Source organism: Streptomyces sp. NBC_01433, assembly GCF_026340105.1.
In the GTDB taxonomy this organism is placed as follows: domain Bacteria; phylum Actinomycetota; class Actinomycetes; order Streptomycetales; family Streptomycetaceae; genus Streptomyces.
Window position 1 is genome coordinate 1,168,570 of the sequence record NZ_JAPEPM010000002.1, and the last position, 19,894, is coordinate 1,188,463.

18 protein-coding genes and 1 riboswitch are annotated in these 19,894 nt (G+C 71.8%); of the genes, 10 read left to right on the forward strand and 8 right to left on the reverse strand.

Annotated elements, in window-relative coordinates:
* Positions 1-58: 58 nt before the first annotated feature.
* The 3 genes from OG413_RS32730 to OG413_RS32740 all read left to right on the forward strand — a co-directional run bounded on the left by OG413_RS32730 (position 59) and on the right by OG413_RS32740 (position 3,705).
* Positions 59-1,819, forward strand: coding sequence for a thiamine pyrophosphate-dependent enzyme (locus OG413_RS32730; RefSeq protein WP_266811898.1), 1,761 nt, complete (start codon positions 59-61; stop codon positions 1,817-1,819).
* Entirely contained in the window at positions 1,816-3,018 is a 1,203-nt protein-coding gene (locus OG413_RS32735; protein ID WP_266811900.1) for a glutamate dehydrogenase, read from the forward strand. The genes OG413_RS32730 and OG413_RS32735 overlap by 4 nt, the downstream gene beginning before the upstream one ends.
* A gap of 75 nt (positions 3,019-3,093) precedes the next feature.
* Entirely contained in the window at positions 3,094-3,705 is a 612-nt protein-coding gene (locus tag OG413_RS32740) for a TetR/AcrR family transcriptional regulator (protein ID WP_266811901.1), read from the forward strand.
* Positions 3,706-3,800: 95 nt separating this feature from the next.
* Here the strand turns inward: OG413_RS32740 and OG413_RS32745 are convergent, their stop codons facing one another.
* Both OG413_RS32745 and OG413_RS32750 read right to left on the reverse strand, forming a co-directional pair.
* The gene (locus OG413_RS32745; protein WP_266811903.1) at positions 3,801-4,802 is read right to left on the reverse strand and encodes a DUF6745 domain-containing protein; all 1,002 of its coding nucleotides are present in this window, start codon (positions 4,800-4,802) and stop codon (positions 3,801-3,803) included.
* 107 nt (positions 4,803-4,909) lie between these two features.
* Positions 4,910-5,236 carry a hypothetical protein gene (locus OG413_RS32750; protein ID WP_266811904.1) on the reverse strand — a complete coding sequence of 109 codons (327 nt, stop codon included), beginning with the start codon at positions 5,234-5,236 and terminating at the stop codon, positions 4,910-4,912.
* A 176-nt stretch (positions 5,237-5,412) separates the two neighbouring features.
* Between OG413_RS32750 and OG413_RS32755 the strand changes: the two genes are divergently transcribed.
* From OG413_RS32755 to OG413_RS32780, 6 genes are all read left to right on the forward strand, one after another.
* A complete protein-coding gene (locus OG413_RS32755) occupies positions 5,413-6,372 on the forward strand; it encodes an STM4015 family protein (RefSeq protein ID WP_266811906.1) in 960 nt (319 codons plus the stop codon).
* 4 nt (positions 6,373-6,376) lie between these two features.
* Positions 6,377-7,345, forward strand: coding sequence for an STM4015 family protein (locus OG413_RS32760; RefSeq protein WP_266811908.1), 969 nt, complete (start codon positions 6,377-6,379; stop codon positions 7,343-7,345).
* Positions 7,326-8,471, forward strand: a complete 1,146-nt coding sequence (locus tag OG413_RS32765) for an STM4014 family protein (protein ID WP_266811910.1) — start codon at positions 7,326-7,328, stop codon at positions 8,469-8,471. Before OG413_RS32760 ends, OG413_RS32765 begins: the two co-directional genes overlap by 20 nt.
* Positions 8,472-8,583: 112 nt before the next feature.
* Positions 8,584-9,396, forward strand: coding sequence for an STM4013/SEN3800 family hydrolase (locus tag OG413_RS32770; RefSeq protein WP_266813220.1), 813 nt, complete (start codon positions 8,584-8,586; stop codon positions 9,394-9,396).
* Positions 9,393-10,817, forward strand: coding sequence for an STM4012 family radical SAM protein (locus tag OG413_RS32775; protein ID WP_266811912.1), 1,425 nt, complete (start codon positions 9,393-9,395; stop codon positions 10,815-10,817). The genes OG413_RS32770 and OG413_RS32775 overlap by 4 nt, the downstream gene beginning before the upstream one ends.
* Positions 10,818-10,825: 8 nt before the next feature.
* Complete coding sequence (locus OG413_RS32780) at positions 10,826-11,755, forward strand: STM4011 family radical SAM protein (RefSeq protein ID WP_266811914.1); 930 nt, start codon at positions 10,826-10,828, stop codon at positions 11,753-11,755.
* Here OG413_RS32780 and OG413_RS32785 read toward each other — a convergent pair.
* From OG413_RS32785 to OG413_RS32795, 3 genes are all read right to left on the reverse strand, one after another.
* Positions 11,752-12,600: an SGNH/GDSL hydrolase family protein gene (locus tag OG413_RS32785; protein ID WP_266811916.1), complete on the reverse strand. Its 849-nt coding sequence runs from the start codon at positions 12,598-12,600 to the stop codon at positions 11,752-11,754. The genes OG413_RS32780 and OG413_RS32785 overlap by 4 nt on opposite strands.
* 163 nt (positions 12,601-12,763) lie before the next feature.
* Positions 12,764-13,723 carry a LysM peptidoglycan-binding domain-containing M23 family metallopeptidase gene (locus OG413_RS32790; protein WP_266811918.1) on the reverse strand — a complete coding sequence of 320 codons (960 nt, stop codon included), beginning with the start codon at positions 13,721-13,723 and terminating at the stop codon, positions 12,764-12,766.
* A gap of 5 nt (positions 13,724-13,728) precedes the next feature.
* Positions 13,729-13,886: riboswitch (cyclic di-AMP (ydaO/yuaA leader) on the reverse strand.
* A gap of 295 nt (positions 13,887-14,181) precedes the next feature.
* The gene (locus OG413_RS32795) at positions 14,182-16,278 is read right to left on the reverse strand and encodes an alpha-galactosidase (protein ID WP_266813222.1); all 2,097 of its coding nucleotides are present in this window, start codon (positions 16,276-16,278) and stop codon (positions 14,182-14,184) included.
* Between the two features lie 212 nt (positions 16,279-16,490).
* Here OG413_RS32795 and OG413_RS32800 point away from each other — a divergent pair, with 212 nt between their 5' ends.
* Positions 16,491-17,303: a tyrosine-protein phosphatase gene (locus OG413_RS32800; protein WP_266811920.1), complete on the forward strand. Its 813-nt coding sequence runs from the start codon at positions 16,491-16,493 to the stop codon at positions 17,301-17,303.
* A 74-nt stretch (positions 17,304-17,377) separates the two neighbouring features.
* On the opposite strand, the gene OG413_RS32805 is transcribed toward OG413_RS32800, so the two are convergent.
* The 3 genes from OG413_RS32805 to OG413_RS32815 form a co-directional block, all read right to left on the reverse strand.
* Entirely contained in the window at positions 17,378-17,554 is a 177-nt protein-coding gene (locus tag OG413_RS32805) for a DUF6126 family protein (protein WP_198953040.1), read from the reverse strand.
* Positions 17,555-17,630: 76 nt separating this feature from the next.
* Positions 17,631-18,239 (reverse strand): helix-turn-helix domain-containing protein, encoded by a 609-nt coding sequence (locus OG413_RS32810; protein WP_266811924.1) that lies wholly within the window; start codon positions 18,237-18,239, stop codon positions 17,631-17,633.
* Between the two features lie 130 nt (positions 18,240-18,369).
* Positions 18,370-19,767, reverse strand: a complete 1,398-nt coding sequence (locus tag OG413_RS32815; RefSeq protein ID WP_266811926.1) for an aspartate aminotransferase family protein — start codon at positions 19,765-19,767, stop codon at positions 18,370-18,372.
* Positions 19,768-19,894 lie beyond the last annotated feature (127 nt).

The window sequence follows — 19,894 nt, forward strand, 5'->3', positions numbered from 1 at the left end:
CACCTCCCAATACTGAACGACGGTTCAGTAACGCGACGCGTTCACGGAGGGAGGCAGCATGTCCGATCAGACCGGATGTACGTCGCTGACCGGCGGCGAGGCGGTGGTCCGCGCACTGGCGGCACACGGCGTGACGCAGGCGTTCGGCATCCCCGGCACACACAATCTGGAGATCTACCGGCACCTCGGCCCGTACGGCATCGGCCATGTCGCACCCCGCCACGAGCAGGGCGCGGGCTACGCCGCCGACGCGTACGCACGGGTCACCGGACGGCCCGGCGTCGCGATCACCACCACGGGGCCCGCCCTGCTCAATATCGCGGCGGCGGTCGGCCAGGCGTACTCCGACAGCGTTCCCCTGCTGGTCGTGTCGCCCGGCATGCCCCTGCGCCACCCCCGTCAGGCGACCGGACTGCTCCACGAGATGCGCAGCCAGACCGAGGCACTGCGCGGGGTCGCGGCGTTCAGCCACCGGGTGTCGTCGGTCGAGGAGATCGGCTCCGCGGTGGCGCGGGCGTTCGCCCTGCTGCGCCACGAGCGCCCGCGCCCTGTCCATGTCGAGGTGCCGCTCGATCTGCTGGAGGCCGCGGAACCAGCGGGTCCGGTGCGGCTCGCGCCGCCCATGGCCCGTCCGGGTGCGGCAGCGGCCGCGGTGCGCGAGGCGGCGCGGGTCCTGCGGTCGTCGAAGCGGCCCGCGCTGGTGCTCGGCGGCGGCGCCAGGCAGGCCGCGGCCGAGTGCCTGACGCTCGCCGAACGGCTCGGCGCCCCCGTCGTCACCACGGCCAACGGCAAGGGCATCGTCGACGAGACGCATCCCCTGGCCCTCGGGGTGTCCCTGCACAGCCCCGCCGTCCAGCGGTGGCTGACCGGGTGCGACGCGGTGCTGGCCATCGGTACGGAACTGGCCGAGTCCGACCTCTGGTCCGCGCCGCCCGCCCTCACCGGCACCCTGATCCGGGTCGATCTGGACCCGGCCCAGATGTACGCGGGGCTGCCCGCCGGGCAGCCGCTGGTCGGGGACGCGCGGACCACGCTCACAGCGTTGCTGACGGCGCTCACGGAGCCGCGGTCCGCAAACGCGCCGGGGCCGGGAAACGGGACCGACGACGGCCCCAGGACCCGGGACAGGAGCGCGGACAGGGCCGGCCTCAGGACCGCGGACAGGTGCGGGGACACGACCGGGGACAGGAGCGCGGACAGGAGCACGGGCAGGTGCGGGCCGCCGGACCCTGCCGACTCCGTGGTGGCCCTGCGCGCCGCGCGGGACGCCGAGACGGCCGTCCGCGACGCCCGGTGGCTGCCGTATCTGCGCGCGATACGGAGCGTGCTGGCCCACGACGCGTTCCTCACCTCCGACAGTGCTCAGTGCTGCTACTACGGCGCGCTGCCGCATCTGCCCGTCGGACCCGAGGGGCGCTTCCTCCACCCGACCGGCTTCGGCACGCTCGGCTACGCGCTGCCCGCGGCCATCGGTGCGAAGACGGCGTACCCACGACGTCAGGTCGTGGCGCTGAGCGGCGACGGCGGCCTGCAGTTCTCCGTGCAGGAGCTGGCCACGGCCGTGCAGCTGGGGCTGCCGCTGCCCGTCGTCGTCTTCGACAACGGCGGCTACGGCGAGATCCGCGACGGGATGACGGCCCGCGGCGACCGGCCGGTCGCCGTCGACCTGCCCGCCGTCGATCTGCCCGCGCTGGCCCGCGCCTACGGCGGCCGGGGCAGCCACGCCGACTCGCCCGAGGCTCTCGCCCGCGCCCTTTCCCTGGCCCTGACCACCCCGGGGCCCACCGTGATCACCGTGACCGAGGAGCCTTCCCGATGACCGCCGCGAAGTCGCAGAGCCCGCTGATCTCCCTCACCTGGACGGACCATGTCACGGACCGCCGGGGCTACCTGGTCGTCGACCGGCTGGTGCGCGGCGTCTCCAGCGGCGGCCTGCGGATGCGGGACGGCTGCACGCAGGCCGAAGTGGCGGGACTCGCCCGCGGCATGACGATGAAGGAGGCGCTGCACTACGACGCCGATCGCACCGAGGCCCGCTACATCCCGCTGGGCGGCGCCAAGGGGGGCATCGACTGCGACCCCCGTGACCCCGAGGCGTACGGCGTCCTCGTCCGCTTCCTGCGGGCGGTGCGCCCGTACATCGAGAACGTCTGGACGACCGGTGAGGATCTCGGGCTCACCCAGGAACTGGTCGACCGGGCGGCGGCCGAGGCCGGGCTCGTCTCCTCCATCCAGGCGGTCTACCCGCTCCTCGACGACGAGACAGCGGCCCGGAAGCGGCTGGCCGACGCCTTCGCGGTGACCGTGGACGGCATCGGGCTCGACGCGCTGGTCGGCGGATGCGGCGTCGCCGAGTCGGCCCTCGCCGCCCTGGACCGTGCGGGTGTCCCGTACGAGAACGCCCGGGTGTCCGTCCAGGGGCTCGGCACGATGGGCGGGGCCACGGCACGCTTCCTTGCCCGAGCCGGTCTGAGGGTCGTCGCCGTGGCCGATGTGAAGGGCACGATCGCCAACCCGGCGGGGCTGGACATCGAGGCGCTCCTGCGCGCGCGGGACGCCCACGGGACGGTGGACCGGGGCGCGCTGCGCGAAGGTGACCGGGAACTGTCGGACGACGCCTGGCTGACGGCGGACGCGGAGGTGCTGGTGCCGGCCGCCGTGTCGTACGCCATCGACGCCTCGAACCAGTCCGGCATCAGGGCGCGCTGGGTCGTCGAGGCGGCGAACATGCCGGTGCTCGCGGAGGCCGAGGAACTGCTGACGGCGCGCGGGATCACGGTACTGCCCGACGTCGTGGTCAACTCCGGTACGAACGCCTGGTGGTGGTGGACCCTCTTCGGCGACATCGAGGCCGACGCCGAAGAGGCGTTCGGGCACACCCGGCGGGCGATGCGGGAGCTGATCGACCGGATACTGGCCCACGCGGAGGCCAATGGCACCACACCGAGGGCGGCGGCACACGCCCTGGTCGCCGAACGGCTGCCGACGATGGCCGAGCGGTTCGGCTGGTACCGGTAACGGCTCCCCCGCGGCCCCCGGCGGGCGGACGGCCGCGGCTACGGCGCGGCCCTGTGCGTTGGTTAGGGTGGCTGTGTGGCGAGAGTTCGGTTGGGTGTGGCGGAACGGCGTGAGGAGTTGCTGCGCGCCGCGGTGGAGCAGATCGAGGTGCGCGGGGTCTCCTCCGTGCGGATCGCCGATGTGGCCTCCGTGCTGGGGGTGAGCAACGCACTGGTGCTCTACCACTTCTCGACCAAGGAGAAGCTGGTCGCCGCCGCGTTCGCGTACGCGGCGGAGGCCGACCTCGCCCACCTGCGCAAGCTGCTGGCCCGCCGTACCAGCGCGGTGCGACGGCTGCGCGCGGCCGTCCGCTGGTACGCGCCGACCGGGCAGGCCAAGGGCTGGCGCCTGTGGATCGAGGGCTGGGCCGCCTCCCTGCGCGAGCCCGCGCTGCGCGAGGTGGCGGGCGATCTCGACCAGCAGTGGAAGGCGGAGCTGGCCAAAGTCCTCGAAGAGGGCGCTGACGCCGGTGAGTTCCACTGCGAGGACCCGGTGTCGGCGGCCTGGCGCCTCACCGCCCTGCTGGACGGCCTGGCCGTGCAGATGATGTCGTACGCGGGTCCGCTCTCCCGCGCCACGATGCTGCGGTGGACCGACGAGGCCCTCGCCCGCGAACTCGGCATCGACCACAAGACCTTGACGGGCTGACACCTCTCCCCCTCCGGCCGCCGTCCCTCTTCCTTCCCGCCTGCCCTTCCCCCGCCCTCCCTCGACCCCGCCCTCCCCCGGGCCGTCGTGCCGGATCAGGTCTGACGTACCGGCGCGTAGGCCGAGCCGTCGAGCCCGAAGGTCCAGGCGACCCCGTCCTTCGCCGTACTCGTCGTGGGCGGCACCCGCAGCCAGTAGGTACGGTGCGTGCCGTCCGGCTCCGGGGTGGAGTTGACCACTTCGACCATCACCACGTCCTCGTCCCCGTCCAGCGAGATCCGCCAGAGGATGCCCGTCTCGTCGCGGTGGACCGGTTCGGCGCGGGACTCGGTGAGGTAGCGGTCGTAGCCGTAGTACTCCAACATCACGCGGCGCAGTTCCGCGTTCTCCTCGGCCCGTATCCGCTCCGGGGTCAGCGTCGCCAGCTCCGCCAGGAACGCTGCGGGAACCGGCATGCCGCGCCACGCGTACAGCGCGAAGCCGTCCGCGTAGGCGAGCGCCGGGCCCTCCCCGTGGTCGAGCCGCCCCGCCTCGTCGCGGTGGAGCACCTCGGGCCGCTCGCTGATCACGACGGCGTGCTCGAAGGGCCACCACCAGCCGGCGTTGCGGGCGACCTCCGCCAGGCCGGTCAGCCGGTCGCCACGCCCGTCGAAGGCGGCGAGCCAGGCGGCGTCGTGCTGTCCGAGGACGGCGTCGAGCAGTCGCAGCCGGATACCGGACTCGTCCTCGGGCCGCGCGGCGAGGTCCGCGACGACGCCCGTCCGTATCCGTTCGGCGAGGGCGCCCGTGGTCTCCCAGAGCTGGGCCCCCGTGGCGGACCAGAGCGCGGACCAGCCCGCGGCGCCCAACTCGTCGTACATCCGGCGGCGTTCCTCGGCCCAGGGCCGGGTGCGGATCTCGTCGCGCACCGAGCGTCCGGCGTCGGTCAGCTTCGCCACCGCTTCGACCGCCGCGCGGGGCGAGTCGGCCCAGATGATGCGCTCCGGCTCGGCGAGACCGGCACCGCGGTAGGCGAGCCGCACCCCGTCCTCGGCCGCGGCCCGGTCCGCCGCGCCCGTCGCCGCCGCCACGGCCCGCCAAGAGTTCACGTACTGCATCGGTTGTCCCGTCCCCTGTTTCTCGATCTCGGTCTCGGATCTCGGATGTGAGATCTCCGTGCTCGGATGTCCGCCGCGCCGCACGGTCGCCGGTCGCGGCGGCCGGATCAGTCCGCGACGATACGGATCGCGCCCGGCGCGTACTCCCGCTGGCGTACCACGCGGAACCAGCCCTTCGGCAGCGAGATCGCCGCGTGCTCCTCGTGCACCACGCGTCCCCCGTCCGGGAGATGGAGCAGCATTGGCCCGAACTGCCCCGCCTCCCTTATCAGTCGGCCGGGGCCCTGCACCGCGTGGGCGTGTCCGGTGACCTCGCCCAGTGCGAGCACCAGACGTCCCCGGCCGTCGCGCAACTCGCCCGTCGCCTTCAGGAAGTGGACGGGCACGGCCGACTCCTCCACCGCCACGATCAGTACATCGCCCTGCCGGTACACAGACGTCTCCCCTCGGTCGCGGCACCCGCTGTGCCGAACACGAGGAAAACGCTACGGGGAGGGTCTGACAATCGACCGGCCGCGGTGCGTGGGCCAGGTCCCGGTCACCGCGTTGTCAGTGGGGCTTGATAGACCTTGCGGACAACAACCGTTCCCAGCATCAGGAGCTCAGGGCCATGTCCGGTGTGGACCACCTCAGCGAGCTGTGCGGCCTTCCGGCCGTCGACTTCCAGCGCAATGCCACCGAAACACCCCGTCCGGCCGCCGACGCCGCCGCGTGGCGCATCAGCGTCGATCCGTACGACGACGAGGACGGGGAACCCACTTGGGAGCAGGAGTTCTCGGCGTTCCTGGAAGCCGTCGACCCGGCCGGGGTCCGCGCCCTGATCATCGGGCAGTGGGGCGAGTCGTACGACGACAAGTCCGACGTCCCGATCGATCTCGTCATAGCCGCGGCCGACCGGCTGACCTCGCTGGAGGCGGTGTTCGTCGGAGACCTGGTGCTGGAGGAGGCGGAGATCTCCTGGATCGAGCAGTCGGACGTCACCAAGCTGCTCGCCGCGTTTCCCTCGCTGGTGGAGTTCGGGGTGCGCGGCGGCAGCGAACTGGAGTTCCCGGCGACCAAGCACGAGCGACTGCGCTCGCTCACCATCGAGGCGGGCGGGCTGCCCGTGCAGGTGGTCCGCGGCGTGCTCGACAGTGAACTGCCCGCGCTGGAGAAGCTCGATCTGTGGCTGGGGGTCTCGTCGTACGGCGGTGATGCCGATGTGGCGGACCTGGCGCCGCTGCTCTCCGGCACCCGCTTCCCCCGGCTGCACCACCTGGGCCTGCGCAACAGCGAGGTGGAGAACGAGATCGCGGCGGCCGTCGCCTCGGCCCCGGTGGTCGCGCAGCTGCGCACGCTCGACCTGTCGAACGGCACGCTCGGCGACGAGGGCGCGGCGGCGCTGCTCGAAGGCCAGCCGCTCACCCATCTCGATGTGCTCGACCTGCACCACCACTTCCTGTCCGAGGCGATGGAGCGCCGGATCACCGAGTCGCTGGTGCCCCACGGGGTCCGGGTCGACCTGTCCGAGCGCAGCAAACCGTGGGGCGACGGCGGCCCCGAGGGCCGGTACACGGCTGTGTCGGAGTGACACGATGCTCGACATCGCACACCCCGAGTTCTTCCACGACCTGCCGGTCTTCACCCTGCCGGGACCTGCCGCGGAGCAGTCCGAGGAACTGCCGGCCGCGGACGAGGTCGCCTGGCGGCTGGACTGCGGCTGGGAGGGTTCGCTGACGTTCCCCGTCCTGTGGCAGCACTTCCTGGACTCGGTCGACAGCGAGCGGGCCGAGGCGCTGGTGATCGGTCCGTGGTGGCAGGGGCACTACACCGAACTCACCCCCGTGGTGGAGTTGATCGCCGCGGACGCGGGCCGCTTCCCGGGGCTGCGGGCGCTGTTCCTCGCGGATGTGGAGAGCGAGGAGTGCGAGGTGTCCTGGCTGAAGATGTCGGACATCACTCCGGTGCTCGCCGCGCTTCCCCTGCTGGAGGAGCTGGTGGTGCGCGGCGGCGGTGACTCCGCCGCCGAAGAGGCGGGGCTGCGGTTGTCGCCGGTGCGTCACAGCGCTCTGAGGTCCCTCCGCTTCGAGTCCGGCGGTCTGCCCTCACACGTCGTGCGGGCGGTCGCCGCGTCCGAACTCCCGGCGCTGGAGCGGCTGGAGATCTGGCTCGGGACCCGTTGGTACGGCGGCGACGCGCAGGTGGAGGACCTGGCCCCGCTCCTGTCGGGCGGCACCTTTGCGCGGTTGCGGCATCTGGGCCTGCAGAACAGCGAGATCCAGGACGAGATCGCGGCGGCTCTGGCCTCGGCGCCCGTGGTGGCCCAGCTGACGTCGCTGTCGCTCGCCATGGGCACCCTCGGCGACACAGGTGCGGCGGCGCTCCTGGCGGGGCAGCCGCTGAGCCATCTGTCCACGCTCGACCTGCGCCACCACTACCTGAGCGACGGGATGCTCGACCGCGTCCGGCAGGCGTGCGCACCGGCTTCGGTCAACGGTGAGGAACCGGTGGAGTACTGGGACCCCGAGGAGGACGAAGAGCGCTATGTCGCGGTCAGCGAATAGCCCCGCGCCGCGCTTCACGGTCGTCGGCAATCCGGACAACCGCCGCGTCGCCCTCTTCCAGGAGGCCGTGCGCGCCGCCGGGCTGCCGGACGCCCGCGTCGTGTCCTGGCTCCAGGTGCTCGCCGGTGAGGCGGCGTTCCGGCCGTCGGAGACCGTACGGATGGACTCGCCCGGCGAGGACGCCGAGGTGGAGCGGCTGCTGCGCGGGGTCGTCGATCCGACCCGTGTGGAGGGGTCGGCCCGTTGGTACGCCACGTTCCTCACGGCCGTGCGGGACGTGGCGCGGGCCGCTTCGTCGGCGGGCGCCGGCCTGCTCGGCGATCCCGGGGACATCGCGGCGCTGTTCGACAAGCGGCTGTGTCATGGCGTGCTGGACGGTGCCGGGATTCCGGTGCCCGCGTCGCCGACGTCCGGTCCCAGGGCGCCCGTGGTGCGGGGCTGGGCGGATGTGCGCGAGCTGATGGCGGAGCACGGCATGCCGCGGGTGTTCGTGAAGCTCGCCCACGGTTCGTCCGCCTCGGGGGTGCTGGCCGTGGAGACGGCCGGCCCCGGCCGGCTCCGGGCGAGCACGTCGGTGGAGCGGGACGCGGAGGGCCGGCTGTTCAATTCGCTCCGGGTGCGCCGGTACACCACGGAGCGGGAGGTGGGCGCGATCATCGACACGCTCGCCCCGGACGGGCTGCACATCGAGCGCTGGCTGCCGAAGGCCGCGCAGCGGGGGCGGGCCGCGGATCTGCGGGTCGTGGTGGTCGGCGGACGCGCGACCCATGCCGTCGTGCGCACCAGCAGTTCCCCGATGACGAATCTGCATCTCGGCGGCGCCCGCGGCGATCTCGACGAGGTCCGGGCCGCAGTCGCGGCGGCGGGGGGCAGTTGGCGGGACGCGCTCGCGATGTGTGAGCGGGCCGCCGCCTGTTTCCCCGGGACGCTGTGTGTGGGCGTGGATCTGCTGCCCGCGACCGGCTGGCGGCGGTTCGCCGTCGGCGAGGTCAATGCCTTCGGTGATCTGCTGCCCGGTCTGACCGGTCTGCCGGGCAGCGGCGCCGAGGGGCTGGACACCTATGCGGCGCAGGTCGCCGCCGTACTGGAACGAACAAGGAACCACCGTGTCGTCGCTGCCCCCTGACCCCACCCACGTCAACCCCACCCGCACCGATCCCGCCCGCCGCGTCCTGGACGCCGGTGACCCGGACACCGGCGGGTCGGACACCTACGGCCCGGACACGGGTGAACCCGACATGAGCGACATCGTCGGGAGTCACGATCTGCTGTTCGTCACTCTCGACACCCTGCGTTACGACGTCGCCGTCGAGCTGGCCGCCGCCGGACGCATCCCGCATCTGGCCCGGCATCTGCCCGGTGGTGTCTGGGAGAAGCGCCATGCGCCGGGGAGCTTCACCTACGCCTCGCACCAGGCGATGTTCGCCGGTTTTCTGCCGACGCCCGCCGCGCCGGGGCCGCACCCGCGGCTGTTCGCGGCTCGTTTCGCGGGCAGCGAGACGACGGCGGACGGCACGTTCGTCTTCGACACCCCCGATCTGCTGTCCGGCCTCGCCGCCGTGGGCTACCGCACGGTGTGCGTCGGCGGCGTCGGCTTCTTCAACCGGCAGGGCCCGCTCGGCTCCGTACTGCCCGGCATGTTCCAGGAGAGCCACTGGGAGCCCGGTTTCGGTGTCGCCTCGCCCACCTCGTTCGAGGAGCAGGTGGCCCGCGCCGAGGAAGTCGTCGCCGGACTTCCGCAGGACCAGCGGCTGTTCCTGTTCGTCAATGTGTCGGCGCTCCACCAGCCCAACTGGTTCCACCGGGCGGGCGCCACCCGTGAGGCGGGCGACTCCCGCGCCACGCACGCCGCCGCCCTGGAGTACGTCGACCGGCACATCGGCCGGCTCTTCGCGGCGGCGAGCAGCCGCCGCCGCTGCTTCGCCATCGTCTGTTCCGACCACGGCACGGCCTACGGCGACGACGGCTTCACCGGCCACCGGCTCGGTCACGAAGCCGTCTGGACCGTGCCGTACGCCCATTTCTTCCTTGAGCCCGGGGACACAAGATGACCAGCACGACCCTTCCCGCAACCGCAACCGCAGCCGCTGCCGCTGCCGCTGCCGCAACCGCAGCCACGGCCCTTCCCGCCGTCAGGCCGTACGAGAGCTACGTCTACGCCTATCCGCACAAGACGGCGTACCGGCCGCTCACCGGCCGGCCCGCGCTGCGTGAGCTGTGGGCGGCGGAGCCCAAGGACGCGCTCTCCCTCTATCTCCACATACCGTTCTGCGAGGTCCGCTGCGGCTTCTGCAATCTGTTCACCCGGATCGGCGCTCCCGGGGAACTGACGACGCGCTATCTCGACGCGCTGGACCGGCAGGCCGTCGCTGTCCGGGACGCGCTGGGCGACCGGGAGCCGGTGCGGTTCGCCGCCGCCGCGTTCGGCGGCGGCACACCCACGTTCCTGACCGCCGCCGAGCTGGAGCGGCTCTGCGACATCGCGGAGAAGCGGATGGGGGCCGAGCTGCGTTCGGTGCCGCTGTCCGTGGAGACCTCGCCGTCGACCGCGACGGCGGACCGGCTGGCCGTGCTCGCCGACCGCGGGACGACCAGGATCAGCATCGGTGTGCAGAGCTTCGTCGACGACGAGGCGCGCGCGGCGGTGCGCCCGCAGCGCCGCGCCGAGGTGGAGGCGGCTCTCGGCCGGATCCGTGATGCCCGCGTTCCGGTGCTCAACATCGACCTGATCTACGGTATCGACGGGCAGACGGAGGAGAGCTGGCGGACCTCGCTGGACGCCGCGCTGGTCTGGCGGCCCGAGGAGCTGTATCTCTACCCGCTGTACGTACGCCCGCTGACCGGACTCGGCCGTCTCGGTGCGGTGGCGGAGCCGGCCGCCGAAGAGCTCGCGGCCGCCGCCTGGGACGAGCAGCGGCTGCGGCTCTACCGGGCGGGCCGCGACCATCTCCTGGCCCGGGGCTACGAGCAGGTGTCGATGCGGATGTTCCGCCGCGCGGACGCCCCGCAGGAGGGCCCCGACGACTACGCGTGCCAGACCGACGGCATGATCGGGCTGGGCTGCGGCGCCCGCTCGTACACCGCGTCCCTGCACTACTCCTTCGACTACGCGGTGGAGATGCGGGAGATTCGCGGCATCATCGACGGTTTCACCGCCACCGAGGATTTCTCCCGTGCCGAGGTCGGGCGGTACGTGGACGCCGGCGAGGCGCGCAGGCGCCACCTCCTCCAGTCGCTGCTCCAGGCCGCGGGGCTGCGGGCGGACGAGTACCGGCAGCGCTTCGGTACGGATCCGCGCGAGGACTTCCCGGCCGAGCTGGACCGTTTCGCGGCGCGCGGCTGGCTGGACGGGAGCGCGGGTGAGGGGCTGCTGCGGCTCTCCCCGGAAGGGCTGGCCCACTCCGACGCCCTGGGCCCGGAGCTGTTCTCCCCCGCGGTGCGGGCCGCGATGGCCTCGTACGAACGGAAGTGAGCACCGCCATGGACCTGACGATTCTCTACCGGGGCCCGCTGGCCTCGTGCGACTACGACTGTCCGTACTGCCCGTTCGCCAAGCGGCGCGACAGCCGGGAGCAGCTGACGGCGGACCGGGCGGCGCTGGAGCGGTTCACCGCGTGGGCGGCGGAGCAGACCGGCGACCGGCTGTCCGTGCTGTTCACGCCGTGGGGCGAGGGGCTGGTGCGGTCCTGGTACCGGCGCGCGCTGGTCGAGCTGTCGCTGCTTCCGCAGGTCGGCCGGGTGGCCATCCAGACCAATCTGAGCGGCCGTACCGACTGGCTGGACGGGGCCGATACGGACCGGGTCGCGCTGTGGTGCACGTACCACCCGGGGCAGACGCCGTACGAGCGTTTCCTCGGCAAGTGCCGGGAGCTGACCGGGCGCGGGGTTCGCTACAGCGTGGGGGTGGTCGGCTTCGACGATCATCTCGACGAGGCGCGGCGGTTGCGGGCCGCGCTGCCCGACGAGGTCTATCTCTGGGTCAACGCCGCAGAGGGGCACACCTACACGGACGAGGAGGCGGACCGCTGGACGGCGCTGGACCCGCTGTTCCCGTACAGCAGGCATCCGCACCGCTCGGCCGGGCTGCCCTGCCGGACAGGTGAGTCGGTCATCTCGGTGGACGGCGACGGCACGGTGCGGCGGTGTCACTTCGTCCGCGCGGAGCTGGGCAATCTGTACGACGGCAGTTACCGGCGGGCGCTGGGTCCGCGGGCCTGCCCGCTGAGCGTGTGCGACTGCCACATCGGCTATGTGCATCTGGAGACGCTGCCGCTGTACGACGTGTTCGCGGGCGGTGTGCTGGAGCGGATACCGGCTCCGGGCAGCGGGATCACGCCGCCGGACGGGCTCGTGGTGCCGAGCCCGTCCCGGCGTGCACTTCCCCTGACGGTCCTGCGGGATGCCCCTTAGCGGGGAAGCAGGTCCGGTCGGAGGGGAAGCAGGTCCGGGCGCTTCGCCTCTGCGTGGTCGCCGGAGGACTCGCCGCGCAGCCTTCGGCCGATCCATGGGACCAGGTAGTCGCGCGCCCAGTGGATGTCGTCGCGCCGTTCCTCGAAGGTGCCGCGCTGGGCGCGCGGCGGCCACGCCTGGTCCGGATCGGCCGGTACGTCGACGCCGAGGACCTGTGCCGCGCGCAGCGCGACCCGGGTGTGTCCCTCGGGCGACAGATGCAGCCGGTCATCGTCCCAGGCACGCCTGTCCTGCACCGAGCGCAGGGACCACAGGTCCAGGACGGGGCAGTGGTAGCGGTCCGCGATGGCCCGCAGATGAATGTTGTACGTCGCGATCTTGCCGCGCATGTGCCGCAGTACCGGCACGCCCCGGGTGTCGAATCCGGTGGTGACCATGACAGTGCCGACCGCGTCGCTCAGATCGGCGACCGCGCGCTCGAAGCGCTCGGCCAGATCGTCGGGGTCGGTACCCGGCCTGATGATGTCGTTGCCGCCCGCGCAGAAGCTGACCATGTCCGGGGCCAGTTCCTTGGCACGGGGTACCTGCTCCTCGACTATCTGGTCGAGAAGGCGTCCGCGTACGGCGAGATTGGCGTACCGGAAATTCCCGTGCGGGGAATCCTCCGGGATCGTCGCTGCGTCGGGGACCGGGAGCTGGTCCGCCAGCAGCACGGCGAAGCGGTCCGCCCAGCCGACAAAGGTCCCGTCGGGGCCGGGGTCTCCGACGCCTTCGGTGAAGCTGTCGCCAATCGCCGCGTACGACCCGATGATGCCTGGTTGATTGATTCTCGAATCGTCTGCCACAAGCGCATATCCTGCACCTTCGAATGTGACCTACGCGACCGTATTACGGGGTTGACGGGTGGTGAGATAGACCACCCGGTCAGTTTTTGGTAAAGCCGGAATAAGTGCGGGGGCGGTGCGCTCGTGCGCACCGCCCCCGCGAGAACCGCTCGCTACCGCTCCATCAGATGGAGACGCCGTGCTGGCGCAGGTAGGAGATCGGGTCGACGTCCGAGCCGTAGCTCGGGCCGGTGCGGACCTCGAAGTGCAGGTGCGGGCCGGTCGAGTTGCCGGTGGAACCGGAGAGGCCGATCTGCTGGCCGCCGGTGACGGTCTCGCCCACGGAGACGTTGAGCGAGGACTGGTGGGCGTACTGGGAGTACATGCCGTCGGCGTGCTTGATGACGACCTCGTTGCCGTACGAACCGCTCCAGCCGGCCGAGACCACGGTGCCCGGACCGATGGCGCGGACGACGGTGCCCGAGGCGGCCTGGAAGTCCGAGCCGGTGTGGTAGCCGCTGGACCAGCTGGCGCCGGAGGCCCGGTACTGGGTGGTGACGTTGGCGTTGGCCACCGGGGTCGTCCAGCCGGAGCTGTCGCCCTGGGAGGCGCTGGTGTTCGTGGAGGTGGTGGACTTGCCGGCCGCGGCGGACGAGTCCGGGGAGGACGTGGTCTTCGGGGCGGGCTTCGCCTTCGGGGCAGCCGGGGCGGCCTTCTTCGGCTCGGCCTTCGAGGGGGCCGGCGCGGACTGCGCGGCGTCCGAGGCGGCGGCGGAGCCGGACGCCTTGGCGCCGAGGGTCAGCTTCATGCCGGGGAAGATCAGGCTCGGGTTCTCGCCGACGACATCGCGGTTGTCCTGGTACAGCTTCTGCCAGCCGCCCTTGAGCTTCTGCTCGGCCGCGATCTTCGACAGGTAGTCGCCGGGGACCACGGAGTAGGTCTTCGGCGCGGTCTTCGCCGCAGCGGCACCGGGGGCGGTGTGCGCGGCGGCGACCGAGGCGGCGGGCGCGGCCTTCTCCGCGGCGTGCGCTCCGGTGGCACCGATCAGCGGGAGGGCGAGGACGGCGCCGCCGGTCCCTGCGGCGAGGACACCGCGGGCGATCGGGCCGGTCTTCGTACGACGGTGCTTACCCTGTGCGGGCATGGGGGCATTCCTCTCCGGCGCCTACGAGGTGAGCTGTCGGGTTCGGGCTGGAGATGCCCGGTCGCTGGCTGCGACTTCACCCCGAGCCGGTCCGGATCTCTCCGGGCCGGCGGCTTACCTGGGTCCCCCGCTCCTGCCACGCGTATGTGGGTGGGTGTGAATTCCGGGCGGCGGCAGGATTAGGCGGTCCGTCCGGATTGACGGTGACCGTAAACGAGTCAGGACGACAGGAACAAGCCATCGGTTGCGTACCGGAATCCTCGATTCAATTTCGGTTCGGATTTCCGGTGACACTCCGTGGATTACGGATCTTGGCTTTCCGCGCGGCGCCCGGATTACCTCCGGGCGCCGCCACCACACACCGTCACGGATATGATCCCGCTCACCAGCGGGTCACCATCTCCCCCACAAGCGGTGCATGCTCCACCAAATGCACCAATACGGACATGACATGGCCATCACCTCTGACGCAACCTCAGCACCCGCGCGTCGAGATCTCCCGTCAGCCCCGTGTGCAGCCCCTGGTGCAGGAGCACCGATCCCTCGTACACCGTCCCGGTGTCCTGGCAGACGTACGCCGCCGAGGGGACCAGACCGCGCAGCCGCAGAGCCGGGGGCCGCTGCCCGTACCGCTGCGCTTCGAGCCACATCAGCACCACGGTCTCCTCGCCCCGCACGTACTGCACCGCGCTCAGCCCGCCGCGCGGAGCCGCGAGCCGGTGGAGGGCGCCGTGCTGCACGACCGGGCGGATCTCCTTGTACAGGGACACCCAGTCCCGCGCCTCGGCCAGCTCCCGTTCGCTCCACTCGGTGAGGTCCCCGCCGACCCCGAGCACCCCGGCCATCGCGCTGACGAAGCGGAAGCGCAGCGAACTCGCCCGCCCGTTCAGCTGCACGTTCGGGCTGTCGGTGACCCAGGCGGCCATCACCCGCGCCGGGTGGATCTGCCCGAAGCCCTCCTGGATGGCGAGCCGGTCCAGCGGGTCGGTGTTGTCGGAGGTCCACACCTGATCGGTACGGGCGAGCACCCCGAGGTCGACCCGGCCCCCACCGCCCGAGCAGGACTCGAAGGCCACACCCGGGTGCGCGGCACGCAACCGGTCCAGCAGCGCGTAGAACGCGTCCACATGCTCGATCCAGAGCTTCTGCGGATATTCCTCGCCCGGCCAGCCCGCATCGGTGAAGCAGCGGTTGAAGTCCCACTTCACATAGTCGATCGGCGCACTGGAGAGCAGGGTGTCGAGCCGCTCCCACAGGTATTCCCGCACGTCCCGCCGGGCCAGGTTGAGCACCAGCTGATGACGGAACTCCGTCCGCGTCCGCCCGGGGACGTGCTGGACCCAGTCGGGGTGGGCCCGATAGAGATCGCTGTCGGGGTTGACCATCTCCGGCTCGACCCAGATGCCGAACCGCATGCCCAGCCCGCGCACCTCTTCGGCGAGCGGCTTCAGCCCGCCGGGGAAGCGCTCGGGGTTCGGCGTCCAGTCGCCGAGTCCGGCCCGGTCGCTGGTGCGCCGCCCGAACCAGGCGTCGTCCACCACGAACAGCTCGACACCCATCTCCGCGGCCCGCACCGCGAGCGCCCGCTGCTGCTCCTCGGCGATGTCGAACCCGGTCGCCTCCCAGGAGTTGTAGAGCACCGGGCGCAGCGCCTCGGCGTCCGGAATCACATGGGCCAGCTGCCAGGCGTGCCAGGCGCGGCTCGCCCCGCCGAATCCGTCCGGGCTCCACAGCCCGGCGAAGACGGGTGTGGTGTACGACGCCCCCGGCGCGAGCCGCAGCAGCCCGGACTCGTCGTAGCCCGCGCCGCCGGTGATCTGCACGATGCCGTCGGGCAGCTGGTGCACGGCGATCCGCCAGGACCCGGACCAGCCCAGCGCGCAGCCGTACACCTCGCCGTGCTCCTCGGTCGCCGCGGCGTCCGCGTCGAGCGCCACCCAGGGCAGGTGCTGGTGTCCGGTGTGGCCCCGGCGGCTGGAGAGGATCTTCTCGCCGTACGTCAGTTCCGACCGCACCAGCCGGGACTCGGCCGCCCAGCTGCCGTGGAGCTGGCTCAGCCGCCAGCCCGCACGGGCCGGCAGCGTCCAGGTCGCCGCGTCGGCGCGCAGCAGCTCCAGGGGCGGGCCGTCCGGCCCGGCGTGGGTGACGGTGGCCCAGCGCTCGATGACATCGGAGTCCCCGCGCATCCGGTAGTGCAGGGTCAGCGCGAGCCGGTGGAGAGCGTCGGTGAAGCCGAGCCGCAGTTCGTCGCCCCGCGTCTCGGCCTCCGCGAACGCCCACTGCGTTCCCCGGACCTCTGCGGTCCGTACGGAGAGGGCCGGGCGGACGAATCGGGGGCCGCCCTCGACCGGGTACTCCTCACGGCCGTCGAGCGGGGATTCGAAGCCCGGACCGGGCGGGAAGGGCACGGCGGCCAGCGCCTCGGCCGCGGACATCGTGAGGCGCGGCCCCCAGTGGAGATGAACCAGTTCATCGCGGTCGGTGAGGTGGAGCGCATAGCTGCCGGTCGCACCGTCGAGCACCCAGGTCCGGCCCGTGACACCAGTCTCGATCATCATTCCCCCACATTCGAACAGTTTCGCGCATCATCAACCATCCCCGCAGTGAGGGGCAATGCCCTCGCGGCATGACTGGCCGAAACGTGCGGACGGTCGCGCGGCAGAGCGTCACGCGGTCGAGATGATTGCCCGAGGAACCGATGTCGTATCGTCACAAGAGTGCCCTCATCGGCGAGCAGCGCCGACGCCAGACACCCCAGGAGCCACCCGTGACGCAGCAGGTGCCGCAGGTCCCGCCGACAGAAGCCGAGCTGACCGGAGTGCGCAATTTCCGGGACGTGGGCGGGCTCCCGACGACGGACGGGCGCCGTGTGGCGTTCGGGCGGCTCTACCGCAGCGGTCACCTGGCACACGCCACGGAGCAGGACACGGCGATCCTCGGCGGGCTCGGTCTGCACACCGTCTTCGACTTCCGTAGCGCCGCCGACCGGAAGCTCGACGGCCATGACGTGGACCTGGCCGGGGTGCGCAATGTCAATATCCCGCTCTCGGACCCCGCCGACGGCGCGGAGTTCTGGCGGCTGGTCCGCGACGGCGACGTCGAGCAGCTGCGCTCGATCCTCTCCGGCACCAAGGGTGCGGACCGCATGATCACCTCGTACCGGTCGATCATCAGGGACCGCACCGCCGAGCACAGCCGGGTGCTGCACGCCCTGGCCGAGGACAGCGTCCCCGCCCTGATGCACTGTGCCGCGGGCAAGGACCGCGCCGGTCTCTCGATCGCCGTGTCCCTGCTCGCCGTCGGCGTGGAGCGCGACGCCATCGAGGCCGACTACCTCAAGTCCAACGACGCGCACCGCCGGTACCGGGTGCGGCGCACCGACATGTCGGAGACGGGGATGTCCCAGGAGGTGCTGGAGCTCCTGAACCCGCTGTTCGGCGCGCACGCCGAGTACCTCGCCGCGGCCTTCACCGCCATCGAGGAGACCTGGGGAACCACGGACCGCTACCTCACCGAGGGCCTGAAGATCACCCCGGAGACCCGGGAGCGGCTGCGCGGGCGCCTGCTGGAGCCGGCGTAGGCGCGCCCGTCGCCCCGGCGCGGATCGCACCGGGCGGCGGATCGCCCCAGGCCCTCGCCCGGCGGTCGGGACTACTACTTGTTGCCGCCGGCCACGGCGAACAGCAGGTAGAGGAAGCCCGCGATGACGTGTCCGGCCACCAGGTACGCGAACAGCCGGATCACGACCCCGCGCGGCATCTTCCGCTCATGCGGGTCGTAGTTCTTGGGCCGCTGCGGGGTCAGGGGGTCGTAGTGCTCGGAATCGGACATGACAGTCCTCTCTGCCGGCCTCACGGCCGGTGAAGCGAAGGATGGAGCAGGTGCGGCGACGGGGCCGACGGCCCGGTCAGCGCCGATGGATCCCGTTGCCGAGACACAGCTCGGCGGCGGGGCTCTGCATCAGTGAGTGGACGAAGAGCAGCTCCGCGCCGCCGCGGTCGACGGCCGCGATCCGGTGCGGGGTGAGCGAATCGAAGTGCGCGCTGTCGCCGGGGGCGAGGTCGTGCACCGTCTCCCCCAGGATGACCCGCAGCCGGCCGTCGAGGACGTACAGCCACTCCTCGCCGGGGTGGACCCGCACGAGATCGCCCTGGGCGCCGTACGGCACTCTGACCCGCAGTGCCTGCATGGCACGGCCGGAGCCGCCCGCCTGCTGATACATCCAGCCGTCGGCCTCGGCGCCCTCGAAGCGGCCGCCGCGGACGATCGCGTCACGTTCGGGAGGTGTCTCCCCGAGCAGCTCGGAAACCGTCGTACCGTAGATGCGGGCGAGCCCGAGCAGCATCGGCAGCGAGGGTTGCCTGCGGCCCGTTTCGAGCCGGGAGAGGTGGGCCGGGGAAAGCCCTGCCCGCTGGGCGGCGCTCTCCAGGGTGAGACCGCGGCCGCGGCGCAGTTCGCGCAGGCGGGGTGCGACGCCGGGGAGTTCTTCGGGCACCCCTCCGTCCGGAGGATTCATACCTTTATTGGGCCAGGATCTTTCCTCCGAGGCAAATTTCTTACCTCGGAGGCAAATCCCACGGACGCCGACCCGGTGCCGGTCGACGGGTGCCGCAGGTGCCGCGGGTGCCGGTTGACGCCGGTGGCGCTCAGCGGTTGGCGACTGCCTGCTTCACCAGGGTCCGCCCGAAGTCCCACATCAGCCCGCCGCCGTTGTGCGCGTCATCCATGACTGCGGTGAACGCCGCCACGAAGCGCTCCACCTCCGGCTCGCCGATGACCAGCGGCGGAATCAGCTTGATCACTTCCAGATGGTCGCCGGACACCTGCGTGAGGATGCGGTGCTTCTGCAGCAGCGGCACCACGACCATCTGCGCGAAGAGTCCCTTTCGGGCCGCCTGGAGCATGGTCCAGCGGCTGCGGAGCTTCAGCGAGGCCGGCCGGCCGAACTCGATGCCGATCATCAGCCCGCGCCCGCGCACCTCGTGCAGCAGCTCGTAGCGGTCGACGAGGGCGGCCAGCCGTTCCCGCAGCAGATCGCCGGTGCGCCGGGCGTTCGCGACGGTCTCCTCGTCCTCCATCACCGCGAGCACGGCGAGCCCCGCCGCCATCGCCTGGGCATTGGAGCCGAAACTCGCGGAGTGGACCAGAACCCGGTCCATGGACGAGTAGACGCGTTTGAAGATCCAGTCCTTGCCGAGGGTCGCCCCGACGGGCACATAGCCGCCGGAGAGCGCCTTGGCGACACAGACCAGATCGGGTTCGACGCCTTCCTCGTGCTGGTACGCGTAGAAGTCACCGGTCCTGCCGAGCCCGGTCTGCACCTCGTCGGCGATGAGGAGCGCCTTGTGCCGGTGCAGCAGTTCCTGCGCGGCCCGCAGGAAGCCCGGCGGCGCGGCGTGCACGCCCTTGCCCTGGACGGGTTCCACGACCAGGGCCGCCACATCCCCGCGCTTCAGTTCGCGCCGCAGGGCGTCGAGGTCCCCGAGCCCGATCGCGGTATCGGGCAGCAACGGGGCGAAGCCGTCCCGGAATCCGTCCTCGCCGTTGACCGAGAGCGAACCGGTGGTGAGTCCGTGGAAGGCGTGGGTGCAGTAGAGGACCCGCGGTTTCCCGGTGGCGTAGCGGGCGAACTTCAGCGCCGTCTCGACCGCCTCCGTACCGCTGTTGCCGAAGAAGACCCGGTCCAGATGCGGGCTGTGGGTGAGCAGCTTCTCGGCCAGCAGTCCGGGCAGCGGCTGGCAGTCGAAGCGGGTGAGGTCGGCGAGCGAGGCGTCCAGGACGTCGTGCAGGGCCCGGCGGACGACGGGGTGGTGCCGCCCGAGGCCCATCACCCCGAATCCGGCGAGCATGTCGAGGTAGTCGTTGCCGTCGGCGTCCCAGAAGTACGCTCCCTCGGCACGCTCGTACACCTTGTCGAAGCCGATGGTGCGCAGCATGCGCGGCAGTTGGTGGTTGAGATGCCGTGCGTGCAGCTCGTAGCGTTCGCCGCCGCGTTCCGCGAGGAGCCGCGTGAGGTCGAAGCCCCTGGGTTCGCCGTCCTTCATTGCCCGTCCTTCTCCTTCGGCAGGTCCTGCTGGGCCGCCGGGCCCGGCCCGGACGCGCCACGAGGGGCGGCGCGTCGCGAGCGGCCGGGCCGGCGGGACGGGGAGAACCGGCGGACCGGTTCTCCGG